Here is a 17,351-nt window from a genome sequence, read left to right on the forward strand (position 1 = left end):
TGCTTACTACCAACGCTTGCCGGACTGGTTGTCCAGCAACGGCTTGACCCTGGCCGAAATGGCCTCGCGCGCCCGGAAAATCCGCGAACGCACCGTGCCGATGGGGCAATCCATGACCTCGGCAATCTCTTCGTAACTCATGCCCTCGATCTCGCGCAGCGTGACCGCCTGCCGTAGTTCGGCCGGCAGGGCTTCCATGGCTGCCTCGACGGCGCTGGCGATTTCATTCGCCGCCATGACCGATTCGGGGGTTTCGTCGCTGGTTGGTTCGTTTCCGGGACGGTAAGTTTCATCCTCGTCCTCGGAAGAAGGCCTCAGGGCCGCTTCGGAAACGGTGGGATCGCGCTTCATGTCCACCAGCGCCTTCTTGGCGGTGTTCACGGCGATCCGGTAGAGCCAGGTGTAGAACTGCGCCTCGCCACGGAACTGATGCAGCGCGCGGTACGCCCGGATGAAGGTTTCCTGCGCGATGTCCTCGACCAGGTCGACATCGCGCACCATCCGGCCGATCAGGCGCTCGATGCGGCGCTGGTACTTGATGACCAGCAGCTCGAAGGCCTTCTGGTCTCCAGCGACGGTGCGCTGGACAAGCTGGAAGTCGACATCGCCCGGACGCGGCGCCACGGCGGGCGCGTCTGTCAGGCCGGAATCCGGCGGCACGGGCGGGGAAGTGGTCATCGACGAAGGTTCAGGGCGCGTCGGCCGGAGCTGTCGCGCGCCAGGGTTCGGCAGCGGAGGCCGCGGACGGGGCGCGCGAATATACCGCGCGGCGCAGGTCGCGCCAGCGCTCGGGCATGGCCCGATGCTCGATCCAGATCCAGCGCCGCGCTCGTCCTGGTTCGCTCAGGCACAGCAGCATCAGCGACTGGAAGTCGAGCGCCACGGACGCCCGAGCGGCATGCACCCCGCGGGAGGCCGGGCCGCCCGTCAGCGACCAGCAAAGGCCATCGAAATGCAGGACGCCCACGCCCTCCTGCCGCAGGCCGAAGCCCGCGGCGACGCCTGCGAACAGCACACTGGCGACCAGCAGGACGTGGCGCCATCCGGCGCTATCGAAGAGATAGCAGGACGCGCCCGCGCAGAGGGCGCCCAGCGCCCAGAGAACAACAAGAATCCGGGTTGCGCCACGCGAGCGCCCCACCGGATAGGTCACCGACGGCGCGCCGTGCATGACAGAGCGACGTTCAAGCGCGCTTGAACACCAGCGTGCCGTTGGTGCCGCCGAAGCCGAAGTTGTTCTTGACCGCGACATCGATCTTCAGATCGCGCGCCTCGTTGGCGCAGTAGTCGAGATCGCACTCCGGATCCTGGTTGAAGATGTTGATGGTCGGCGGGCTCTTCTGCTCGTGCAGCGCCATCACGGTGAACACCGACTCGATGCCGCCCGCGCCGCCCAGCAGGTGGCCGGTCATGGACTTGGTCGAGTTGACGACGAGCTTCTTCGCGTGATCGCCGAAGGCCAGCTTGACCGCATTGGTCTCGTTGACGTCGCCGATCTGCGTCGAAGTGCCGTGCGCGTTCAGGTACTGCACCTGGTCGGCATTGACGCCCGCGTTCGACAGCGCCATGGCCATCGAGCGACGGGGGCCGTCGACGTCGGGGGCGGTCATGTGATACGCATCGCCCGTCAGGCCGAAGCCCGCGACCTCTGCATAGATCTTGGCGCCGCGCGCCTTGGCGTGTTCGTACTCCTCGAGCACCAGCACGCCGGCGCCCTCGCCCAGCACGAAACCGTCGCGGTCCTTGTCCCACGGACGCGATGCCGTCGCCGGATCGTCGTTGCGGGTGCTCAGCGCGCGGGGCGCCGTGAAGCCGCCGATGCCCAGCGGGGAGATCGTCGACTCCGCACCGCCAGCGATCATCACGTCGGCGTCGCCGTACTCGATCATGCGAGCGGACGTGCCGATCGCGTGCAGACCTGTGGTGCAGGCTGTCACGACCGCGATGTTCGGGCCCTTGAAGCCGTACTTGATCGAGACGTGGCCCGAGATCATGTTGATGATCGAGGCCGGCACGAAGAACGGTGACACGCGGCGCGGACCGCGGTTCATCAGTTCACCGTGCGTTTCCTCGATCATCGGCAGACCGCCGATGCCGGAGCCGATGTTGCAGCCGATGCGCACGGCCTGCTCATAGGAGAGCGCTTCGCCGGTCGGCAGTCCGCTGTCCTGCACCGCCTGGATGGCGGCAGCGAGCCCCAGGTGAATGAAGCGGTCCATGTGACGCGCTTCCTTCTCCGAGATGTATTGGGTGATGTCGAAACCCTTGACCTCACCTGCGAACTTGCACGCGAAGGCGCTTGCATCGAACGCGGTGATGTTCGCAATGCCCGACTTCCCTGCCAACAGGTTGGCCCAGGATTCGGCAACGGTGTTTCCGACAGGAGCGATGCAACCGAGTCCGGTAACGACGACGCGGCGTTTGGTCATGCCGGCAAACCTTTCTGAAAGCGCTGAACAGTTGCCTGCCGGCGCGTGCGGTTCAAGAAAAAGCCGCCGGCCGCAGTTCCAATGTTGTCAGCTGGCCGATCAGGCCTTTTGATTCTTGGTGGCGTAGTCGACGGCGTTTTGCACCGTGGTGATCTTCTCGGCGTCTTCGTCGGGAATTTCGATGCCGAATTCGTCTTCGAGTGCCATCACGAGTTCGACCGTGTCGAGAGAGTCGGCGCCGAGGTCGGCCACGAAAGCCTTTTCGTTCGTCACCTGGGACTCTTCCACGCCGAGTTGCTCGGCGATGATTTTCTTGACACGTGCTTCGATATCGCTCATTTGGTTCCCTCTGAGGGTTGTAGGTAATCGGTGGATTTTAGCCGGGCGCATTGTGGCATTTGCCGTGCCCCCGGGACGGAGAAAACTTGCGCCTTGCGGCTACATGTGCATGCCGCCGTTGACGTGCAGCTCCTGCCCCGTGACGTAGGACGCCTGGGGCGATGCGAGGTACGCCACTGCGTGCGCGATGTCGGCCGGCTTGCCCAGATGTCCCAGCGGGATCTGCTGGAGCAGCGCCTGTTGCTGGGCTTCGGGGAGGCTGGCCGTCATGTCGGTCTCGATGAAACCAGGAGCGACGCAGTTGACGGTGATGTTGCGGCTGCCCAGTTCACGGGCGAGCGCACGGGTCATGCCTGCCACGCCTGCCTTGGCGGCCGCGTAGTTGGCCTGCCCGGCATTGCCGGAGGCGCCCACCACGCTGGTGATGCTGATGATGCGGCCATAGCGCTGCTTCATCATCGGGCGGATCACCGCGCGCGATAGCGAGAAGACCGCCTTGAGATTGGTGTCGAGCACCGCATCCCAGTCGCTGTCCTTCATGCGCATGGCGAGCGTGTCGCGGGTGATGCCGGCGTTGTTCACCAGCACGTGGATGGCACCGTAGGCCTTCACGATCTCGTCGATCAGGGCCTCGACGGCCGCGCCGTCGTTGACGTCGAGCGCACGGCCACGGCCATCGTAGGCGCTCAGGGCCGCGGTGATCTTGGCCGCGCCGTCGTCGGTGGTGCCGGTGCCCACGACCTTGAGGCCGCGCTGGGCCAGCTCCAGCGCGATGGCCGCGCCGATGCCGCGCGTCGCGCCGGTGACCAGGGCTACCTGCCCTTCGAATTTGGGAATGCTCATAGGAAAAGTGTGGAGAGCCGTGGCGCCGTCAGCCGGCGAGCGATTGTCGGGTGTCCGCGAGCGTCGCCGGGTCGTACACCGACGCGGCTTCCAGATCGGGGGCGATGCGCTTCACCATGCCGGCCAGCACCTTGCCGGGGCCGCACTCGATGATGGCGGCTACGCCGCGCAGTTTCAAGGCCTGCACGCATTCGACCCAGCGCACCGGGCCGGCGGCCTGGCGCACCAGGGCGTCGCGGATGCGGTCGGCGTCGGTCTCGATGGCGACGTCGATGTTGTTCAGCACCGGAATCTGAGGCTCGGCCAGCGTGGTCGAGGCCAGTTTCTCGCGCAACGCCTCCGCCGCGGGCCTCATCAGGCTCGAATGGAATGGCGCGGACACGGGAAGCAGCAGCGCGCGCTTGGCGCCATTGGCCTTCAACAGTTCGCAGGCCTTGTCCACGGCAGCCTTGCTTCCGGCGATCACCGTCTGCACGGGGTCGTTGAAGTTCACCGCCTCGACGACTTCCGCACTGCCGGCACCGAAGCTCGCCGTGGCTTCCGCGCAGCCCGCCACCACCTTGCCCGACTCCATGCCGAGCACTGCAGCCATCGCCCCGACGCCCACAGGCACCGCCTGCTGCATCGCCTGGGCACGGAAGCGCACGAGCGGCGCGGCCTGTGCGAGCGTCAGCACGCCGGAAGCCACCAGCGCCGAATACTCGCCGAGCGAATGACCCGCCACGACCGAGGGCTTTGCGCCGCCTTCGGCCAGCCATGCGCGCCACGCGGCAACACCAGCCACCAGCATCACCGGCTGGGTGTTGGTGGTGAGCGCCAGTTCTTCCTTGGGACCGTTCTTGATCAGAGCGCCGACGTCTTCGCCGAGGGCATCGGACGCCTCGCGCAGCGTTTCGGCCACGGCCGGATGGTCGCCCCAGGCGTCCAGCATGCCGACTGCCTGCGAGCCCTGGCCCGGAAAGACAAATGCAAAGGATTTCATTGTTTTACGCGTCGTGTCGCATCGCGGGCGCCTGCGAAGGCTCCGCGACGCACCAGCAATAACTTACAGATTCAACAGCACCGCACCCCAGGTGAAGCCGCCGCCCACGCCTTCGAGCATGAGCGTCTCACCCTTCTTCACCTTGCCCGAGCGCACGGCTTCATCGAGCGCCAGCGGAATCGAGGCGGCGGAAGTGTTGCCGTGCTCGTTGACCGTGACGATCAGCTTCTCGCGCGGGAGCTTCAGCTTCTTCGCCGTGCCTTCCATGATGCGGATGTTGGCCTGATGCGGGATGAGCCAGTCGATGTCGGTGTCGGCCTTGCCGGCCTTCTCCAGCGTGGCACGCGCCGCTTCCTCGAGCACGCGCACCGCGAGCTTGAAGACGGCCTGGCCGTCCATGTGCAGCAGCGGTGTGCCCAGCACATTGCCGCCCGACACGTGGCCCGGCACGCAAAGAATGCCGACATGCTTGCCGTCCGCGTGCAGGTCGCTGGCCAGGATGCCGGGCTCTTCGCTGGCCTCGAGCACCACCGCGCCCGCGCCATCCCCGAAAAGCACGCAGGTGGTGCGATCGTTGAAATCCAGGATGCGGGAGAACACTTCGGCGCCCACCACCAGCGCACAGCGCGCGGTGCCGGTGCGGATCATCGCGTCGGCGACGGTCAGTGCGTAGACGAAGCCGCTGCAGACCGCCTGGACGTCGAACGCCGGGCAGCCGGCGATGCCGAGCTTGTTCTGCAGGATGGCTGCCGACGACGGGAACACCATGTCGGGCGTGGACGTGGCGACGATGATCAGGTCGACGTCGCTGGCCTTGCGCCCTGCCGCTTCCAGCGCATGCCGGGCGGCATGCAGGCCGAGATCGCTGCTGGTGACATCCGGCGCGGCGAAATGCCGGGCGTGAATGCCGGTGCGCTCGACGATCCACTGGTCGGAGGTTTCTATGCCTCGCGTCGCCAGATCCTTGGCGAGATCGTCATTGGTCACGCGGCGTGGGGGCAAATAGCTGCCGGTGCCGGTAATGCGTGAATAAGGAGTCATCAAACGTGAAGGGCCGTCGCGTCGACCGGCGCCGCCGGTTCCTGCCGCGCGAGCAAAGGCGCGGCGTGGGCGATGCGGGCCCGAACGCGATCGAGCAGGTTGTTGCGAGCGGCATCATAAGCGCGATCCAGCGCATGGCCGAAAGCCACCTCGTCAGCCGAGCCATGACTCTTGAAGACCAGCCCGCGCAGCCCCAGAAGAGCCGCACCGTTGTAGCGACGATGATCCAGACGACTTTTGAACGCTTTTAGCACCGGATAAGCAACAATTGCCGCGAGCTTGGTGAAAACGCTCCGCGAGAATTCGACGCGGATGAACTCACCGATCATCGAAGCCACGCCCTCGCTGGCCTTCAATGCCACATTTCCGACGAAACCGTCGCAAACGACGATATCGGTCGTGCCCTTGAAGATATCGTTGCCTTCCACGTTGCCGTAGAAGTTCAAATCCTTGGAGTTGGCAGCCGTACGCAGCAGTTGGCTTGCTTTTTTGATGGTTTCGCTGCCCTTGATCGCTTCCTCGCCGATATTGAGGAGGCCGACCGAAGGTGCCTCGTTGCCGGTCAACGCCGACACCAGCGCCGAGCCGAGAACGGCGAACTGGAGCAGGTCTTCAGCGTCGCAATCGACGTTCGCGCCCAGGTCGAGCACAGTCGTCGCTCCGCCCTTGGCATTGGGCAGCTGCGGAGCGATCGCCGGGCGATCGATGCCTTCAAGCGTCTTGAGCAGGTAGCGGGCGATGGCCATCAGTGCGCCGGTATTTCCGGCGGACACAGCGGCCTGGGCAGCACCGTCCTTGACCTGCTGGATCGCGACGCGCATCGAAGAATCCTTCTTCTTGCGCAGGGCGATTTCGACCGGATCATCCATGCCCACGACCTCGCTGGCGGCGACGATGCGAGCACGCGGGTGCGCGGCGAAGCCCGCCAGCGCGGCCGGCGCGCCGACGAGCAGCAACGAGGCGTCGCCGTGCCGCTCGAGGAACGCACGGCAGGCCGCGAGCGTGACGCGCGGCCCATGATCACCTCCCATGCAATCCACGGCGAGCGTGATCGCGGAAGGCGCAGCGGTATTTTCGGGAAAAGAAGGCGTAGCCATCAAAACAAAGGCCCGACGCTACGGGAAAAGTAGCTTCGGGCCTTGGCCTTGGGATGCGAGATCAGGCTTCGGACTTGTTCTTGAGCACCTGGCGGCCACGGTAGAAACCGTTGGGGCTGATGTGGTGGCGCAGGTGGGTTTCGCCAGTGGTCGGCTCCACGGCGATGCCGGGCACGACCAGTGCGTTGTGGGAACGGTGCATGCCGCGCTTGGAAGGCGACTTCTTGTTTTGCTGGACGGCCATGATGGCTCCTGGACTGTGAGGTTGGTGATTGGATGCGGGCTCAAGCGGTGGCAATAGACGAACCCTGCAGAACCCGGCGGCATGTATGGAATGCCCCTGCTGGCGTTTCGTGTATCGCTGCTCACGGCGGCGCGCGCGAAGCCCATGATTATAGCCCAGCCTGAGGCAAAGGGCTACTTTCCCTCTTCCGGCTTGCGCGAACGCAACGCGCCGAGCACGGCAAAGGGGTTCGGCTTGGCCTCCTCGGCCGCCTTGAAATCCTCGTCGCTGGACGAAAGCCGCACCGGCGTGGGGCAGACGTCGTGGGCCGGCATGACGGGAATTTCCATCAGAAGCTCATCCTCGATGAGGGTGTGCAGGTCGAAATCCCGGCTCACGACCAGCAGGTCTTCCTCGGATTCCTCATCCTCAGCCTCGGCGACGTCCTCGTTCGGCACGAAGCGGAACCAGCGGTCCACCGCGAGCGTGGTGTCGACCGGCGACAGGCAGCGCTGGCAGACCAGCGGCACGACGGCCTCCGCTTCCAGGTGCATCCATGGCACCGGCTTGCCGTCCGCACCGGGGCGTTCTTCGCCGTGAGCCGTCCAGTTCACCACCGCGTCGGGTGCTGGGACGGCCAGTTCGGCGACCAGGCGCTCGTACTTCGGCACAGGATCGGCGGCTTCCAGCGTGGCTCCTGCTGCGGCGAAACCGGGCACATTGAGCCGTTCGGGGGCGAATTCTCTCTTCATCCGCTCCAGTCTAGCGCGCCGGCCGCCCTGTCGACATGGGGGTCGTCCGGCATGCCTCGGGGTTTCGGGCGCCTCACGCACAATCGTCGCCATGCAACGCACCGTGATCCTCGCCTCCACCTCGCGCTACCGCCGCGAATTGCTCACCCGCCTGCGCCTGCCTTTCGACGTGCACTCGCCGGAAGTGGACGAAACACCCCTGCCCGGCGAAACGCCCCACGACCTGGCCGTCCGCCTCGCGCTCGAGAAGGCCAATGCCGTCGCCGCCCGCTTTCCCGAAGCCGTCGTCATCGGTTCCGACCAGGTGGCCGACCTCGCCGGCGAAGCGCTAGGCAAGCCCGGCGACCACGCCCGGGCCACCGCCCAGCTGCGCCGCATGCGCGGCCAGACGCTGATCTTCCAGACGGCCGTGGCCGTCGTCTGCAAGGCAACGGGCTTCGTCCAGCGCGACATCGCCCCCGTGCGCGTGGTGTTCCGCGACCTCGGCGATGCCGCCATCGAACAATACCTGCAGGCCGAACAGCCCTACGACTGCGCCGGCAGCGCCAAGAGCGAAGGCCTGGGCATCGCGCTGCTGGACGCCATCGACAGCGACGACCCGACCGCGCTGGTCGGCCTGCCGCTGATAAGAACATGCCGGATGCTGCGCGCCGCGGGGGTCGATCTCCTATGACGCAGAAGGAAAAAGGCAAGCTCTACCTCGTCCCCGCGCCGCTCGATTTCGGCTGCGAAGCGCAGGCCCCGCTGCAGGACGCCCTGCCGCTGGGCACCCTGCAGACGGCCGCCGGCATCACGCACTGGATCTGCGAGAACGCGAAATCCGCGCGCGCCTACCTCAAGCGCATCGACGCCGTCGCGCCGCTCGCCGCTCCGCTGCAGGCGCAGAACATCCAGGAATTGCCGCGCGAAGTGCACAAGAAAGGCGATCATGCCGGCCAGTTCGACGCCCGCCCGCTGCTCGCCGCCGCCCTCGAAGGCCACGACATCGGCCTGATGAGCGAGGCCGGCATGCCGGCGGTGGCCGACCCGGGCTCGTCGGTGGCACGCGCCGCGCACGACCTCGGCCTTGCCGTGGTGCCCCTGACCGGCCCCGTCTCGCTGCTGCTGGCGCTGGCCGCGAGCGGGCTCAACGGCCAGAACTTCGCCTTCGTGGGCTATCTGCCGCAGGACGCAGGCGAGCGCCAGGCCCGCATCCGCGAACTGGAGGCGCTGGCGCTCAAGTCGGGCCAGACGCAGCTCTTCATCGAAACGCCCTATCGCAACGCCGCGCTGCTGCAGGCGCTGGTGCAGACGCTGCAGCACAACACCCGCCTCGCCGTCGCGCGGGGCCTGACGCTCGCCAACGCCCAAGTGCGCAGCGAGACGGTCAAGTCCTGGCGCGCCGCGAAGCCCCAGCCCACGACAGACGAACGCCTGCCCGCCGTGTTCGCGATCGGCCGCTGACCATGGCGGCCATCACTTCAGCCACGCGCTGGGCATCGCGCGCGCAGTTCTTCGCCGCCGGCTTCATCTTCGCGACCTGGGGCGTGCACGTGCCCACGGTCAAGGCGCACTACGGCATCGACGAGGCCCAGCTCGGCCTGGCGATGCTCGCGGCCGGCGCTGGCGCCATGTTCGGCCTGACCAGCGCGGGCCGCTGGATCGGCCGCCAAGGACCGCGCCGCATGGCCGGCCTCTGCGGCGTCGTCTATGCGCTGCTGCTGGCCGGCCTGATCACCATGCCGGGCTACGCGGCGCTGCTGGTGCTGCTGGCCGCATTCGGCCTGGTGACGAGCGTGTTCGACGTCTCCATCAACACCGAGGCCGCGCAGCTCGAACTGCATGGCGGCACGCCGCTGATGAGCGGCATGCATGGCATGTTCAGCCTCGGCGGCATGGCCGGCGCGGCGAGCGGCAGCGCCGCGCTGGCGGCCGGGCTCGGCGCGCAGGCGCACCTGCTGGTGGTCTCGGCAGCGATGACGGCGCTGGTCGCAGTGGCTGCCACCCGCATGCTGCCCCGGCCCGCCACCAGTGACGCCGCGGAAGCTGATCACGGGTTCCTGCTGCCCCGCGGCACGCTCGCGGTGCTGGGCGTGCTTGCCGCACTGGGCCTGATCGCCGAGGGCGCGATCTACGACTGGAGCGTGCTCTACATGCAGCAGGAGATCGGCAGCCCGCAGCAGCAGGCCGCACTGGCCTACGCAAGCTTCTCGGCGGCGATGGCGGCCGCGCGCTTCGGCGGCGACGCGATGCGCGCACGCTTCGCGCCGCACGTGCTGCTGCTCGGCAGCGGCCTGCTGGCCGCAGGCGCCATGGCGATGGTGCTGATCACCGACCTGCCGTGGCTGGCGCTCGTCGGCTTCGCCGGCGTGGGGGTGGGCTTTGCCAATGTGGTGCCGATCCTGTTCTCGGCCTCGGCGAAGGTGCCCGGCATCGAGCCGGCACGCGGCATCGCGTCGGTCTCGGCGGTGGCCTATCTGGGGTTCATGGCAGGCCCGGCGGTGATCGGCCTGCTGGCGCGCGCGACCTCGCTGACGGCGGCGCTCTATGTGGTGGTGATCTTCGCCGCGGCGCTGGCGGCATCGGCGCGCTACACCGCCAGCAGCAAGCACAGCAGCTAAAAGAAGGCAGGATCTTTCGCGAAACACCGGGGAACCGGCTATGCCGGGCCTCCGGTGTTGCCCCTGCAAGGATGTTGGCGAAGCGAAACGAAGCGCGCAGCGCCCCGGGTTATCTGAGCACTGGCGTCGTGTGCATCAGTCGCACGGTGGTCTCGGCCATCGCAGCGCCGAACTTCTTGGCCAGCTTCTCGGCCACGTTGTCGCGCCGGGTGTAGTCGATCACCTCCTCGGCCTTCACCACTTCGCGGGCCACGTAGTCGACGTTGCCCAGCTGGTCGGCCAGGCCGTACTCGACGGCCTGCTCGCCGCTCCAGAAGAGGCCGCTGAACAGGCCCGGGGTGTCGAGCTTCAGGCGGTCGCCGCGGCCCGCCTTCACCACATTGATGAACTGGGCGTGGATCTGGTTGAGCATGGTCTGCGCATGCGCGCGCTGCGCGTCGTTCATGGGGCTGAACGGGTCGAGGAAGCCCTTGTTCTCGCCGGCCGTCAGCAGGCGGCGCTCGACGCCGACCTTCTCCATCACGCCGGTGAAGCCGAAGCCGTCCATCAGCACACCGATGCTGCCGACGATGCTGGCCTTGTCGACGTAGATCTTGTCGGCTGCGGCGGCGATGTAGTAGGCCGCCGAGGCGCAGGTCTCCTCGACCACGGCATACACCGGCTTCTTGTACTTGGCCTTCAGGCGCTTGATCTCGTCATTGATGATGCCGGCCTGCACCGGGCTGCCGCCGGGCGAGTTGATCAGCAGGACCACGCCCTTGGCGCCCTCGTCCTCGAAGGCGGTCTTCATCGCGGCGACCACGAACTCGGCACTCGCATCGCTGCCGTTGGCGATCTCGCCCTTGATCTCGACCACCGCCGTGTGGGCCGAGGTCTTCGCCGTGCTGGGAGTGCTGCGCGAGAACGCAGCCCAGGCCAGGAAGACGAAGAAGGCCAGCCAGGCCAGGCGGGTGAAGGTCTTCCAGCGGCGCGCGGCCTTCTGCTCGTTCAGCGAGGCGAAGGCGAGCTTCTCGAGGGTGGCGCGCTCCCAACCGGGGCGCTGCGTGGGATCTTTGGCCATGTTCGTGGAAGGGGCCCGTTCAAATGGTTCGAACCCCGAGGGTTCGGTTCGGGTCGGGTCGGTCATGTCAGAAGGTCAGGGGGTGAAGGTTCCAGTCAGTATGCCAGTGCACCACGCCGTCATGCTCGCTCAGCGCGATCTTCACGAGGCCGCCACGGCACGGGCCGCCGGCGCATTCGCCGGTGTCGGGCCGGTAGGCCGCGCCGTGCGTCGCGCACAGCAGCCACTGGCCGGTGTCGTCGAAGAAGCGGTCGGGCTGGAAGTCGAGCTCCATCGCGACGTGGCTGCATCGATTGAGGAACGCATGTGGCCGGCCTTCGAAACGTATCGCGAAGGCGCGGCAGGTCTCGCCGCCGTAGACCACGTCGAAGGGCACCGCCAGGCCGCCTTCGGCCAGGTCGGAGGCGTTGCACAGCGGAATGCGTTCTTGATCGCTCACGGCGGCATCTTCATCAGGTTCAGGCGTTTTCGAGCAGCCAGGCCTGCAGACCCGCCACCGAGTGGGCGACGTGCAGCGGCTTGAATTCGTCGAAGCTCTCGGGCTCGTGCGCGCCGTAGCTCACGCCCACGCTGGCGCAGCCGGCGTTCTGCGCGAGCTGCAGGTCGTGCGTGGTGTCGCCGATCATCAGGGTGCGCTCGGGCGGCACGTCGAGCTCTTCCATCAGCTCCAGCAGCATGCGCGGATGCGGCTTGCCGAAGGTCTCGTCGGCGGTGCGCGAGGCGTCGAAGCGGTCGCGCAGCGCGACCGACCTCAGTGCCTCGTTGAGGCCGCGGCGCGACTTGCCCGTGGCCACGGCCAGCCGGTGGCCGCGCTCGCGCAGGGCGTCGAGCATCTGCAGCACGCCGTCGAACAGCACGATGTCGTCCTGGTGCTGCAGGTAGTGGTACCGGTAGCGCGCGCCGAGCTCCGGGTACTTCTCCTTCGGCACGTCGGGCGCCGCGCGCGCGAGCGCCTCGGCCAGGCCCAGGCCGATGACCCAGGCGGCGTCGTTCTCGCTCGGCTTGGCGCCACCGACGTCGATCACCGCGGCCTGGATGCAGCGCACGATCAGGCGGGTGGAGTCGTAGAGGGTGCCATCCCAGTCGAATGCAATCAGGTCGAAGCGCAGGGGTTTGTTGGAATCAGTCATGGACCTTGGATGTGGGGTGTTGGGTCATCGCCTCGAGGGCGGCCGGGGGCATCAGCGTGAGCAACTCGGGAGGCAGGCCGGCCTGCAGCGCCACGCGTTCGCCGCTGGCGGGGTGGTTGAACTGCAGCCGCCACGCATGCAGGAACATGCGCCGCAGGCCCAGCTTGTGCAGCGCGCGCTGGCGTCCGGCTTCGCCGTACTTGTCGTCGCCCGCGATCGGATGACCGGCCGAGGCGAGATGGACGCGGATCTGGTGCGTACGGCCGGTCTTGATCGTGACCGCCAGCAGCGACATCGGAGCCGATTCACCCGGCAGCGAGAGCCTGGCCAGCACCCGCACCAGCGTGACGGCGCGCATGGCGTCCGGGTGATCCTTGGCGACCACGCGCACGCGGCGCTCGCCCGCGCCGGCCGAGCCGTCGGGCAGCAGATACCTGGCAAGAGGCGCGTCGAGCACCTTCTTGTTGGCGGGCCAGTCGCCTTCGACCAGCGCCAGATAGGTCTTGCCGGTCTCGCGCTCGCGGAACTGGTCCTGCAGCGCGACCAGCGCGCTGCGCTTCTTGGCGACCAGCAGGATGCCGGAGGTCTCGCGATCGAGCCGGTGCACCAGCTCCAGGAACTTCGCGCCGGGCCGCGCGGTGCGCAGCTGCTCGATCACGCCGAAGCTCACGCCGCTGCCGCCATGGACGGCCACGCCGGCCGGCTTGTCGACGGCCAGCACGGCATCGTCTTCCAGCAGCACCGGGAATTCGCGCGCAGGCGCGGGCGGAGTCGCGCCCTCTTCGGCGCGCTCGGAAATACGGATGGGCGGCAGCCGCAGCACGTCGCCGGCCTCGATGCGGGTCTCGGCCTGCACCCGGCCCTTGTTGATGCGCACCTCGCCCGAGCGGATGATCCGGTAGACGTGCGTCTTCGGAACGCCTTTCAGATGGCGGAAAAGGAAGTTGTCGAGCCGCTGCCCGGCGGATTCGGCGTCGACCGTGAGGAATCTGATGGCCGAATGCGGCGCCCCGGCTTCGTCGGGGGCCTTGGAACCTGCGGGATTTCGAGCAGCCGCAGGCCCTTGCTTCGCACCTATAATGTTTTTCACCAGCGCGGTCATGTAAGTGCTTGATTAGACAGAAGTTTAGTCCACTGCCATCAAATACCCAGGGCGGCGCAGGTAGGTCGATGCCGCTTTGGCGCCGAGCTGCAAACCCCGCGCAATCGCGCAAAGTGGCAGACAAGGCGCCCAAGTCAAGCCGACACCCACGAAACACCGATACGGAATACCCCAGCCTGCAGCTTCCAAGCTGCCGGCGGATCGAAGCGAGTCCCTTGTTGTGTTGATGCTGCTGATTCGAATGTGCCTGCACTGGCTTGCGCCGGTGGCTTCGGCCATTCAATCGTCTGCAGCGCGCGTCATCATTGCGCAACCGGCTATCAAAAAGATAGCCAACCAACACCGAATCTGGCTCGCGCCCATCCACGCGCCCCCACCCCGGCTGTCTTCTTGAGCTAACGCTCGAGAAGCCTGTCCGCGCCTTGCGCGGCAGCATCCGGGGCCAAGCGGCAATTCCCTGGTTTCGCGGGCGTCGTCCGTGCATCGTTGGCTCGTCAAGGGCCGGTAGAACGATACATATAAGGACAACGCATCATGAAGCGGATGCTGATCAATGCCACGCAGGCCGAAGAACGCCGCCTGGCCATCGTCGACGGGCAGAAACTGCTCGACTACGAAATCGAAATCGAAGGGCGCGAACAGCGCAAGGGCAACATCTACAAGGCGGTCGTCACGCGCGTCGAGCCCTCGCTCGAAGCCTGTTTCGTCGACTACGGCGAAGACCGCCACGGCTTCCTGCCGTTCAAGGAAATCTCCAAGCAGTACTTCGCCGAAGGCGTGTCGGCCAGCCAGGCCCGCATCCAGGACGCGATCCGCGAGGGCCAGGAACTGGTCGTGCAGGTCGAGAAGGAAGAGCGCGGCAACAAGGGCGCGGCCCTCACCACCTTCATCTCGCTGGCCGGCCGCTATGTCGTGCTGATGCCGAACAACCCCCGGGGCGGCGGCGTCTCGCGTCGCATCGAGGGTGACGACCGCGCCGAGCTCAAGGAGGCGATGGACCAGCTCGAATACCCCAAGGGCATGAGCATCATCGCGCGCACCGCCGGCATCGGCCGCTCGGCGCCCGAACTCCAGTGGGACCTGAACTACCTGCTCAAGCTCTGGAGCGCCATCGACGGCGCAGCCAAGGGCGGCAAGGGCGCCTTCCTGATCTACCAGGAATCCTCGCTCGTCATCCGCGCCATCCGTGACTATTTCAATCACGACATCGGCGACATCCTGATCGACACCGACGACATCTACGACCAGGCGCAGCAGTTCATGGCGCACGTCATGCCCGAGCATGCCTCGCGCGTGAAGCGCTACCGCGACGACGCGGCGCTGTTCAGCCGCTTCCAGATCGAGCACCAGATCGAGTCGGCCTACGCACGCACCGTGCAGCTGCCCTCGGGCGGCGCCATCGTCATCGACCATACCGAGGCGCTGGTCTCGGTCGACGTGAACTCGGCGCGCGCCATCAAGGGCGGCGACATCGAGGAAACCGCCACCCGCACCAACCTCGAAGCCGCCGACGAAGTGGCCCGCCAGATGCGCCTGCGCGACCTGGGCGGCCTGATCGTCATCGACTTCATCGACATGGACGAGTCGAAGAACCGCCGCGAAGTCGAAAGCCGCCTGCGCGACGCACTGCGCCAGGACCGCGCCCGCGTGCAGTTCGGCTCGATCAGCAAGTTCGGCCTGATGGAAATGAGCCGCCAGCGCCTGAAGCCGGCGCTGAGCGAAGGCTCGTCGATCCCCTGCCCCCGCTGCGGCGGCTCGGGCCACATCCGCGACACCGAATCGAGCGCGCTGCAGATCCTGCGCATCATTCAGGAAGAGTCCATGAAGGACAACACCGCCGCCGTGCACGTGCAGGTGCCGGTGGAAGTGGCTTCGTTCCTGCTGAACGAGAAGCGCACCGAGATCGCCAAGATCGAACTGAAGCAGCGCGTGAGCGTGCTGATGGTGCCCAACAAGACGCTCGAGACGCCCAACTACAAGCTCGAACGCCTCAAGCACGACGACCCGCGCCTCGACCACATCGAGGCCAGCTACAAGATGGCCGACGAGATCGAGGACCCGACCTCGGTCACGCGCCGCTCGCAGGAACCGACCAACAAGCAGACGCCCGTCATCAAGGGCGTGCTGCCCGACGCGCCCGCTCCGGTGGTCCCGCCCAAGCCCGAGGCGGTGCGCCCGGCCGAGGCACCGGCACCGGCCGCGCCGCCCGTGGTGAGCGCGCCCGTTCCGGCGCAGACCGGCTTCTTCGCCTGGATCAAGAACCTGTTCGGCGGCAAGCCCGAGCCGGTCGCCGCGCCCGCGCCGTCCCCGATCCCGGTCGAGGCACCGAAGCCCCGCCGCGACGGTCGCCCCGGCCGTGACGGCGAAGCTCGCGGCGGCGCGCGCGACGGCGAACAGCGCCGCGGCGGCCGCGGTGAACGCGCAGAACGCGGTGAGCGAGGCGAGAACGGCGGACGCCAGGGCGGCCGCGACGGCGAGCAGCGCCGCGGCGGTCGAGGCGGCGAGCGCCGCGAGGGCCGCAACGGCGAACAGCGCAACGAGCAACGCAACGAAGGCGCCAACAACCAGCCGCGCGAACAACGCGAGCCGCGTGAGCCCCGCGAGGCACGCGCACCGCGCGACGGCGAGCAGCGCCGCAACGGCCGCGGCGAGCGCCGCGAAGGCGAAGGCCGCGAAGGCCGCAGCAGCGTCCTGCCGGCCGATGCGCTCGAAGGCACCAGCCTCGAGGCCCAGCAACTGGCAGGCGCCGTCGCTGGCGAAGAAGGCAACGCCGAACGCGCACCTCGCGCCCGCGGCGAACGCCGTGAACGCGGCGAGCGCGGCGAGCGCAATGAGCGAGGCGAACGTGGCGAGCGCGGCGAACGCAATGGCGACCGCGAACGCAGCGCTGCAACCGAAGCCGGTGAAGGCGAACAGCGCCAGCCGCGCAACGGCCGCGACGAGCAGCGCGGACCGCGCGGCGAACGCAATGACCGCAACGAAGGTCGCCGCGAACGCCGCAGCGATGCCGTCCAGGCCGAAGCCGACGCACGCGGCGCGGAAGCTGCCGCAGCCGACGCCGAGCAAGGCGGCGAAGCCGCCATCAACGGCAACGGCGAGCAGGCACCGCGCCGCGACGGCGAAGAGCGCCGCGGCCGTTCGCGCGACCGCTACGGCCGCGACCGCCGCGAACGTGGTCCTCGCGAAGAAGCCGAATCCGGCGCCGCAGTGGCTGCCGAAGGCTTCTCTTCGCAAGAGCCCGAGCAGCAGCAACAGCAGCCGCTGGTGTCCGAGCGCATCGAAGTGGTCGAAGAAGCCGTTGCCGTCGCCACCGAGGTCCGCGAGGCACCGCAGCAGCAGGTTCGCGCCGAGCGCCCTGCGCCTGTGGCCGCAGTTGCAGCGGCCGAGCAGATCGTGGTTGCCGAAAGCGCCGCGATCGCCAAGGCACCCGCAGCCGCCAATGGCCGCGCCCTGCCGAAGGTCCAGCCTTTCGAGCTGCCGCTGGCCGAACTCGCGCAGATCGCCGAGAGCTCGGGCCTGCAATGGGTCAACTCCGACGCAGAACGCATCGCCCAGGCACGCGCCGCCATCGAGGCCGAGCCGAAGCCGGTGCACGTGCCGCGCGAGCGGCCGCCGCTGGTCGTCCTCGACGAAGGTCCGCTGGTGCTGGTCGAAACCCGCCGCGACCTCGGTTCGATGTCGCTGCCGTTCGAGCAGCAGCAACCGCAACAGCCGCAGTAAAGCCTGCTGCTGAACGCAAAGAAGAACGGCGCC

General features: G+C 67.5%; 18 protein-coding genes. 4 read left to right on the forward strand and 14 right to left on the reverse strand.

Annotation, left to right across the window (positions count from 1 at the left end; all coding sequences use genetic code 11):
- Positions 1-6 precede the first annotated feature (6 nt).
- The 10 genes from rpoE to G369_RS0111385 all read right to left on the reverse strand — a co-directional run bounded on the left by rpoE (position 7) and on the right by G369_RS0111385 (position 7,706).
- A complete protein-coding gene (gene rpoE / locus G369_RS0111340; protein WP_019654118.1) occupies positions 7-678 on the reverse strand; it encodes an RNA polymerase sigma factor RpoE in 672 nt (223 codons plus the stop codon).
- Between the two features lie 10 nt (positions 679-688).
- Entirely contained in the window at positions 689-1,171 is a 483-nt protein-coding gene (locus G369_RS0111345) for a hypothetical protein (RefSeq protein WP_019654119.1), read from the reverse strand.
- A 13-nt stretch (positions 1,172-1,184) separates the two neighbouring features.
- Positions 1,185-2,429, reverse strand: a complete 1,245-nt coding sequence (gene fabF / locus G369_RS0111350; RefSeq protein WP_019654120.1) for a beta-ketoacyl-ACP synthase II — start codon at positions 2,427-2,429, stop codon at positions 1,185-1,187.
- A gap of 99 nt (positions 2,430-2,528) precedes the next feature.
- Positions 2,529-2,768 (reverse strand): acyl carrier protein, encoded by a 240-nt coding sequence (gene acpP, locus G369_RS0111355; RefSeq protein WP_007830471.1) that lies wholly within the window; start codon positions 2,766-2,768, stop codon positions 2,529-2,531.
- A gap of 99 nt (positions 2,769-2,867) precedes the next feature.
- Positions 2,868-3,611 (reverse strand): 3-oxoacyl-ACP reductase FabG, encoded by a 744-nt coding sequence (fabG, locus tag G369_RS0111360; protein ID WP_019654121.1) that lies wholly within the window; start codon positions 3,609-3,611, stop codon positions 2,868-2,870.
- A 28-nt stretch (positions 3,612-3,639) separates the two neighbouring features.
- On the reverse strand, positions 3,640-4,593 hold the full coding sequence (gene fabD, locus G369_RS0111365; RefSeq protein ID WP_019654122.1) for an ACP S-malonyltransferase: 954 nt from the start codon (positions 4,591-4,593) through the stop codon (positions 3,640-3,642).
- A gap of 63 nt (positions 4,594-4,656) precedes the next feature.
- The gene (locus tag G369_RS0111370; RefSeq protein ID WP_019654123.1) at positions 4,657-5,634 is read right to left on the reverse strand and encodes a beta-ketoacyl-ACP synthase III; all 978 of its coding nucleotides are present in this window, start codon (positions 5,632-5,634) and stop codon (positions 4,657-4,659) included.
- Complete coding sequence (gene plsX, locus G369_RS0111375) at positions 5,634-6,731, reverse strand: phosphate acyltransferase PlsX (RefSeq protein WP_019654124.1); 1,098 nt, start codon at positions 6,729-6,731, stop codon at positions 5,634-5,636. The genes G369_RS0111370 and plsX overlap by 1 nt, the downstream gene beginning before the upstream one ends.
- 61 nt (positions 6,732-6,792) lie before the next feature.
- Positions 6,793-6,975, reverse strand: coding sequence for a 50S ribosomal protein L32 (gene rpmF, locus G369_RS0111380; RefSeq protein WP_007830466.1), 183 nt, complete (start codon positions 6,973-6,975; stop codon positions 6,793-6,795).
- A 173-nt stretch (positions 6,976-7,148) separates the two neighbouring features.
- The gene (locus G369_RS0111385; RefSeq protein WP_019654125.1) at positions 7,149-7,706 is read right to left on the reverse strand and encodes a YceD family protein; all 558 of its coding nucleotides are present in this window, start codon (positions 7,704-7,706) and stop codon (positions 7,149-7,151) included.
- A gap of 91 nt (positions 7,707-7,797) precedes the next feature.
- On the opposite strand from G369_RS0111385, the gene G369_RS0111390 reads away from it, so the two are divergent.
- From G369_RS0111390 to G369_RS0111400, 3 genes are read left to right on the forward strand one after another with little or no spacing between them, the layout of a single operon-like run.
- On the forward strand, positions 7,798-8,379 hold the full coding sequence (locus G369_RS0111390) for a Maf family nucleotide pyrophosphatase (protein ID WP_019654126.1): 582 nt from the start codon (positions 7,798-7,800) through the stop codon (positions 8,377-8,379).
- On the forward strand, positions 8,376-9,149 hold the full coding sequence (locus tag G369_RS0111395; RefSeq protein ID WP_019654127.1) for an SAM-dependent methyltransferase: 774 nt from the start codon (positions 8,376-8,378) through the stop codon (positions 9,147-9,149). The genes G369_RS0111390 and G369_RS0111395 overlap by 4 nt, the downstream gene beginning before the upstream one ends.
- A gap of 2 nt (positions 9,150-9,151) precedes the next feature.
- Positions 9,152-10,306 (forward strand): MFS transporter, encoded by a 1,155-nt coding sequence (locus tag G369_RS0111400; protein WP_019654128.1) that lies wholly within the window; start codon positions 9,152-9,154, stop codon positions 10,304-10,306.
- Between the two features lie 109 nt (positions 10,307-10,415).
- Here the strand turns inward: G369_RS0111400 and G369_RS0111405 are convergent, their stop codons facing one another.
- From G369_RS0111405 to G369_RS0111420, 4 genes are read right to left on the reverse strand one after another with little or no spacing between them, the layout of a single operon-like run.
- Positions 10,416-11,432 carry a S49 family peptidase gene (locus G369_RS0111405; RefSeq protein WP_019654129.1) on the reverse strand — a complete coding sequence of 339 codons (1,017 nt, stop codon included), beginning with the start codon at positions 11,430-11,432 and terminating at the stop codon, positions 10,416-10,418.
- Between the two features lies 1 nt (position 11,433).
- The gene (locus G369_RS0111410) at positions 11,434-11,805 is read right to left on the reverse strand and encodes a Rieske (2Fe-2S) protein (RefSeq protein ID WP_019654130.1); all 372 of its coding nucleotides are present in this window, start codon (positions 11,803-11,805) and stop codon (positions 11,434-11,436) included.
- Positions 11,806-11,824: 19 nt separating this feature from the next.
- Positions 11,825-12,496, reverse strand: a complete 672-nt coding sequence (locus G369_RS0111415; RefSeq protein ID WP_019654131.1) for an HAD family hydrolase — start codon at positions 12,494-12,496, stop codon at positions 11,825-11,827.
- A complete protein-coding gene (locus G369_RS0111420) occupies positions 12,489-13,586 on the reverse strand; it encodes an RluA family pseudouridine synthase (RefSeq protein ID WP_026346329.1) in 1,098 nt (365 codons plus the stop codon). The genes G369_RS0111415 and G369_RS0111420 overlap by 8 nt, the downstream gene beginning before the upstream one ends.
- 546 nt (positions 13,587-14,132) lie before the next feature.
- On the opposite strand from G369_RS0111420, the gene G369_RS0111425 reads away from it, so the two are divergent.
- Positions 14,133-17,318: an Rne/Rng family ribonuclease gene (locus tag G369_RS0111425; protein ID WP_019654133.1), complete on the forward strand. Its 3,186-nt coding sequence runs from the start codon at positions 14,133-14,135 to the stop codon at positions 17,316-17,318.
- The last annotated feature ends 33 nt before the right edge of the window (positions 17,319-17,351 follow it).

Source organism: Variovorax atrisoli 110B, from assembly GCF_000382045.1.
GTDB classification, from domain to species: domain Bacteria; phylum Pseudomonadota; class Gammaproteobacteria; order Burkholderiales; family Burkholderiaceae_C; genus Variovorax; species Variovorax atrisoli.

Bases quoted from the DNA above. Each gene is read 5' to 3' on its own strand.
- rpoE (WP_019654118.1), bottom strand. From the start codon at position 678: ATGACCACTTCCCCGCCCGTGCCGCCGGATTCCGGCCTGACAGACGCG.
- G369_RS0111345 (WP_019654119.1), bottom strand. From the start codon at position 1,171: ATGCACGGCGCGCCGTCGGTGACCTATCCGGTGGGGCGCTCGCGTGGC.
- fabF (WP_019654120.1), bottom strand. From the start codon at position 2,429: ATGACCAAACGCCGCGTCGTCGTTACCGGACTCGGTTGCATCGCTCCT.
- acpP (WP_007830471.1), bottom strand. From the start codon at position 2,768: ATGAGCGATATCGAAGCACGTGTCAAGAAAATCATCGCCGAGCAACTC.
- fabG (WP_019654121.1), bottom strand. From the start codon at position 3,611: ATGAGCATTCCCAAATTCGAAGGGCAGGTAGCCCTGGTCACCGGCGCG.
- fabD (WP_019654122.1), bottom strand. From the start codon at position 4,593: ATGAAATCCTTTGCATTTGTCTTTCCGGGCCAGGGCTCGCAGGCAGTC.
- G369_RS0111370 (WP_019654123.1), bottom strand. From the start codon at position 5,634: ATGACTCCTTATTCACGCATTACCGGCACCGGCAGCTATTTGCCCCCA.
- plsX (WP_019654124.1), bottom strand. From the start codon at position 6,731: ATGGCTACGCCTTCTTTTCCCGAAAATACCGCTGCGCCTTCCGCGATC.
- rpmF (WP_007830466.1), bottom strand. From the start codon at position 6,975: ATGGCCGTCCAGCAAAACAAGAAGTCGCCTTCCAAGCGCGGCATGCAC.
- G369_RS0111385 (WP_019654125.1), bottom strand. From the start codon at position 7,706: ATGAAGAGAGAATTCGCCCCCGAACGGCTCAATGTGCCCGGTTTCGCC.
- G369_RS0111390 (WP_019654126.1), top strand. From the start codon at position 7,798: ATGCAACGCACCGTGATCCTCGCCTCCACCTCGCGCTACCGCCGCGAA.
- G369_RS0111395 (WP_019654127.1), top strand. From the start codon at position 8,376: ATGACGCAGAAGGAAAAAGGCAAGCTCTACCTCGTCCCCGCGCCGCTC.
- G369_RS0111400 (WP_019654128.1), top strand. From the start codon at position 9,152: ATGGCGGCCATCACTTCAGCCACGCGCTGGGCATCGCGCGCGCAGTTC.
- G369_RS0111405 (WP_019654129.1), bottom strand. From the start codon at position 11,432: ATGACCGACCCGACCCGAACCGAACCCTCGGGGTTCGAACCATTTGAA.
- G369_RS0111415 (WP_019654131.1), bottom strand. From the start codon at position 12,496: ATGACTGATTCCAACAAACCCCTGCGCTTCGACCTGATTGCATTCGAC.
- G369_RS0111425 (WP_019654133.1), top strand. From the start codon at position 14,133: ATGAAGCGGATGCTGATCAATGCCACGCAGGCCGAAGAACGCCGCCTG.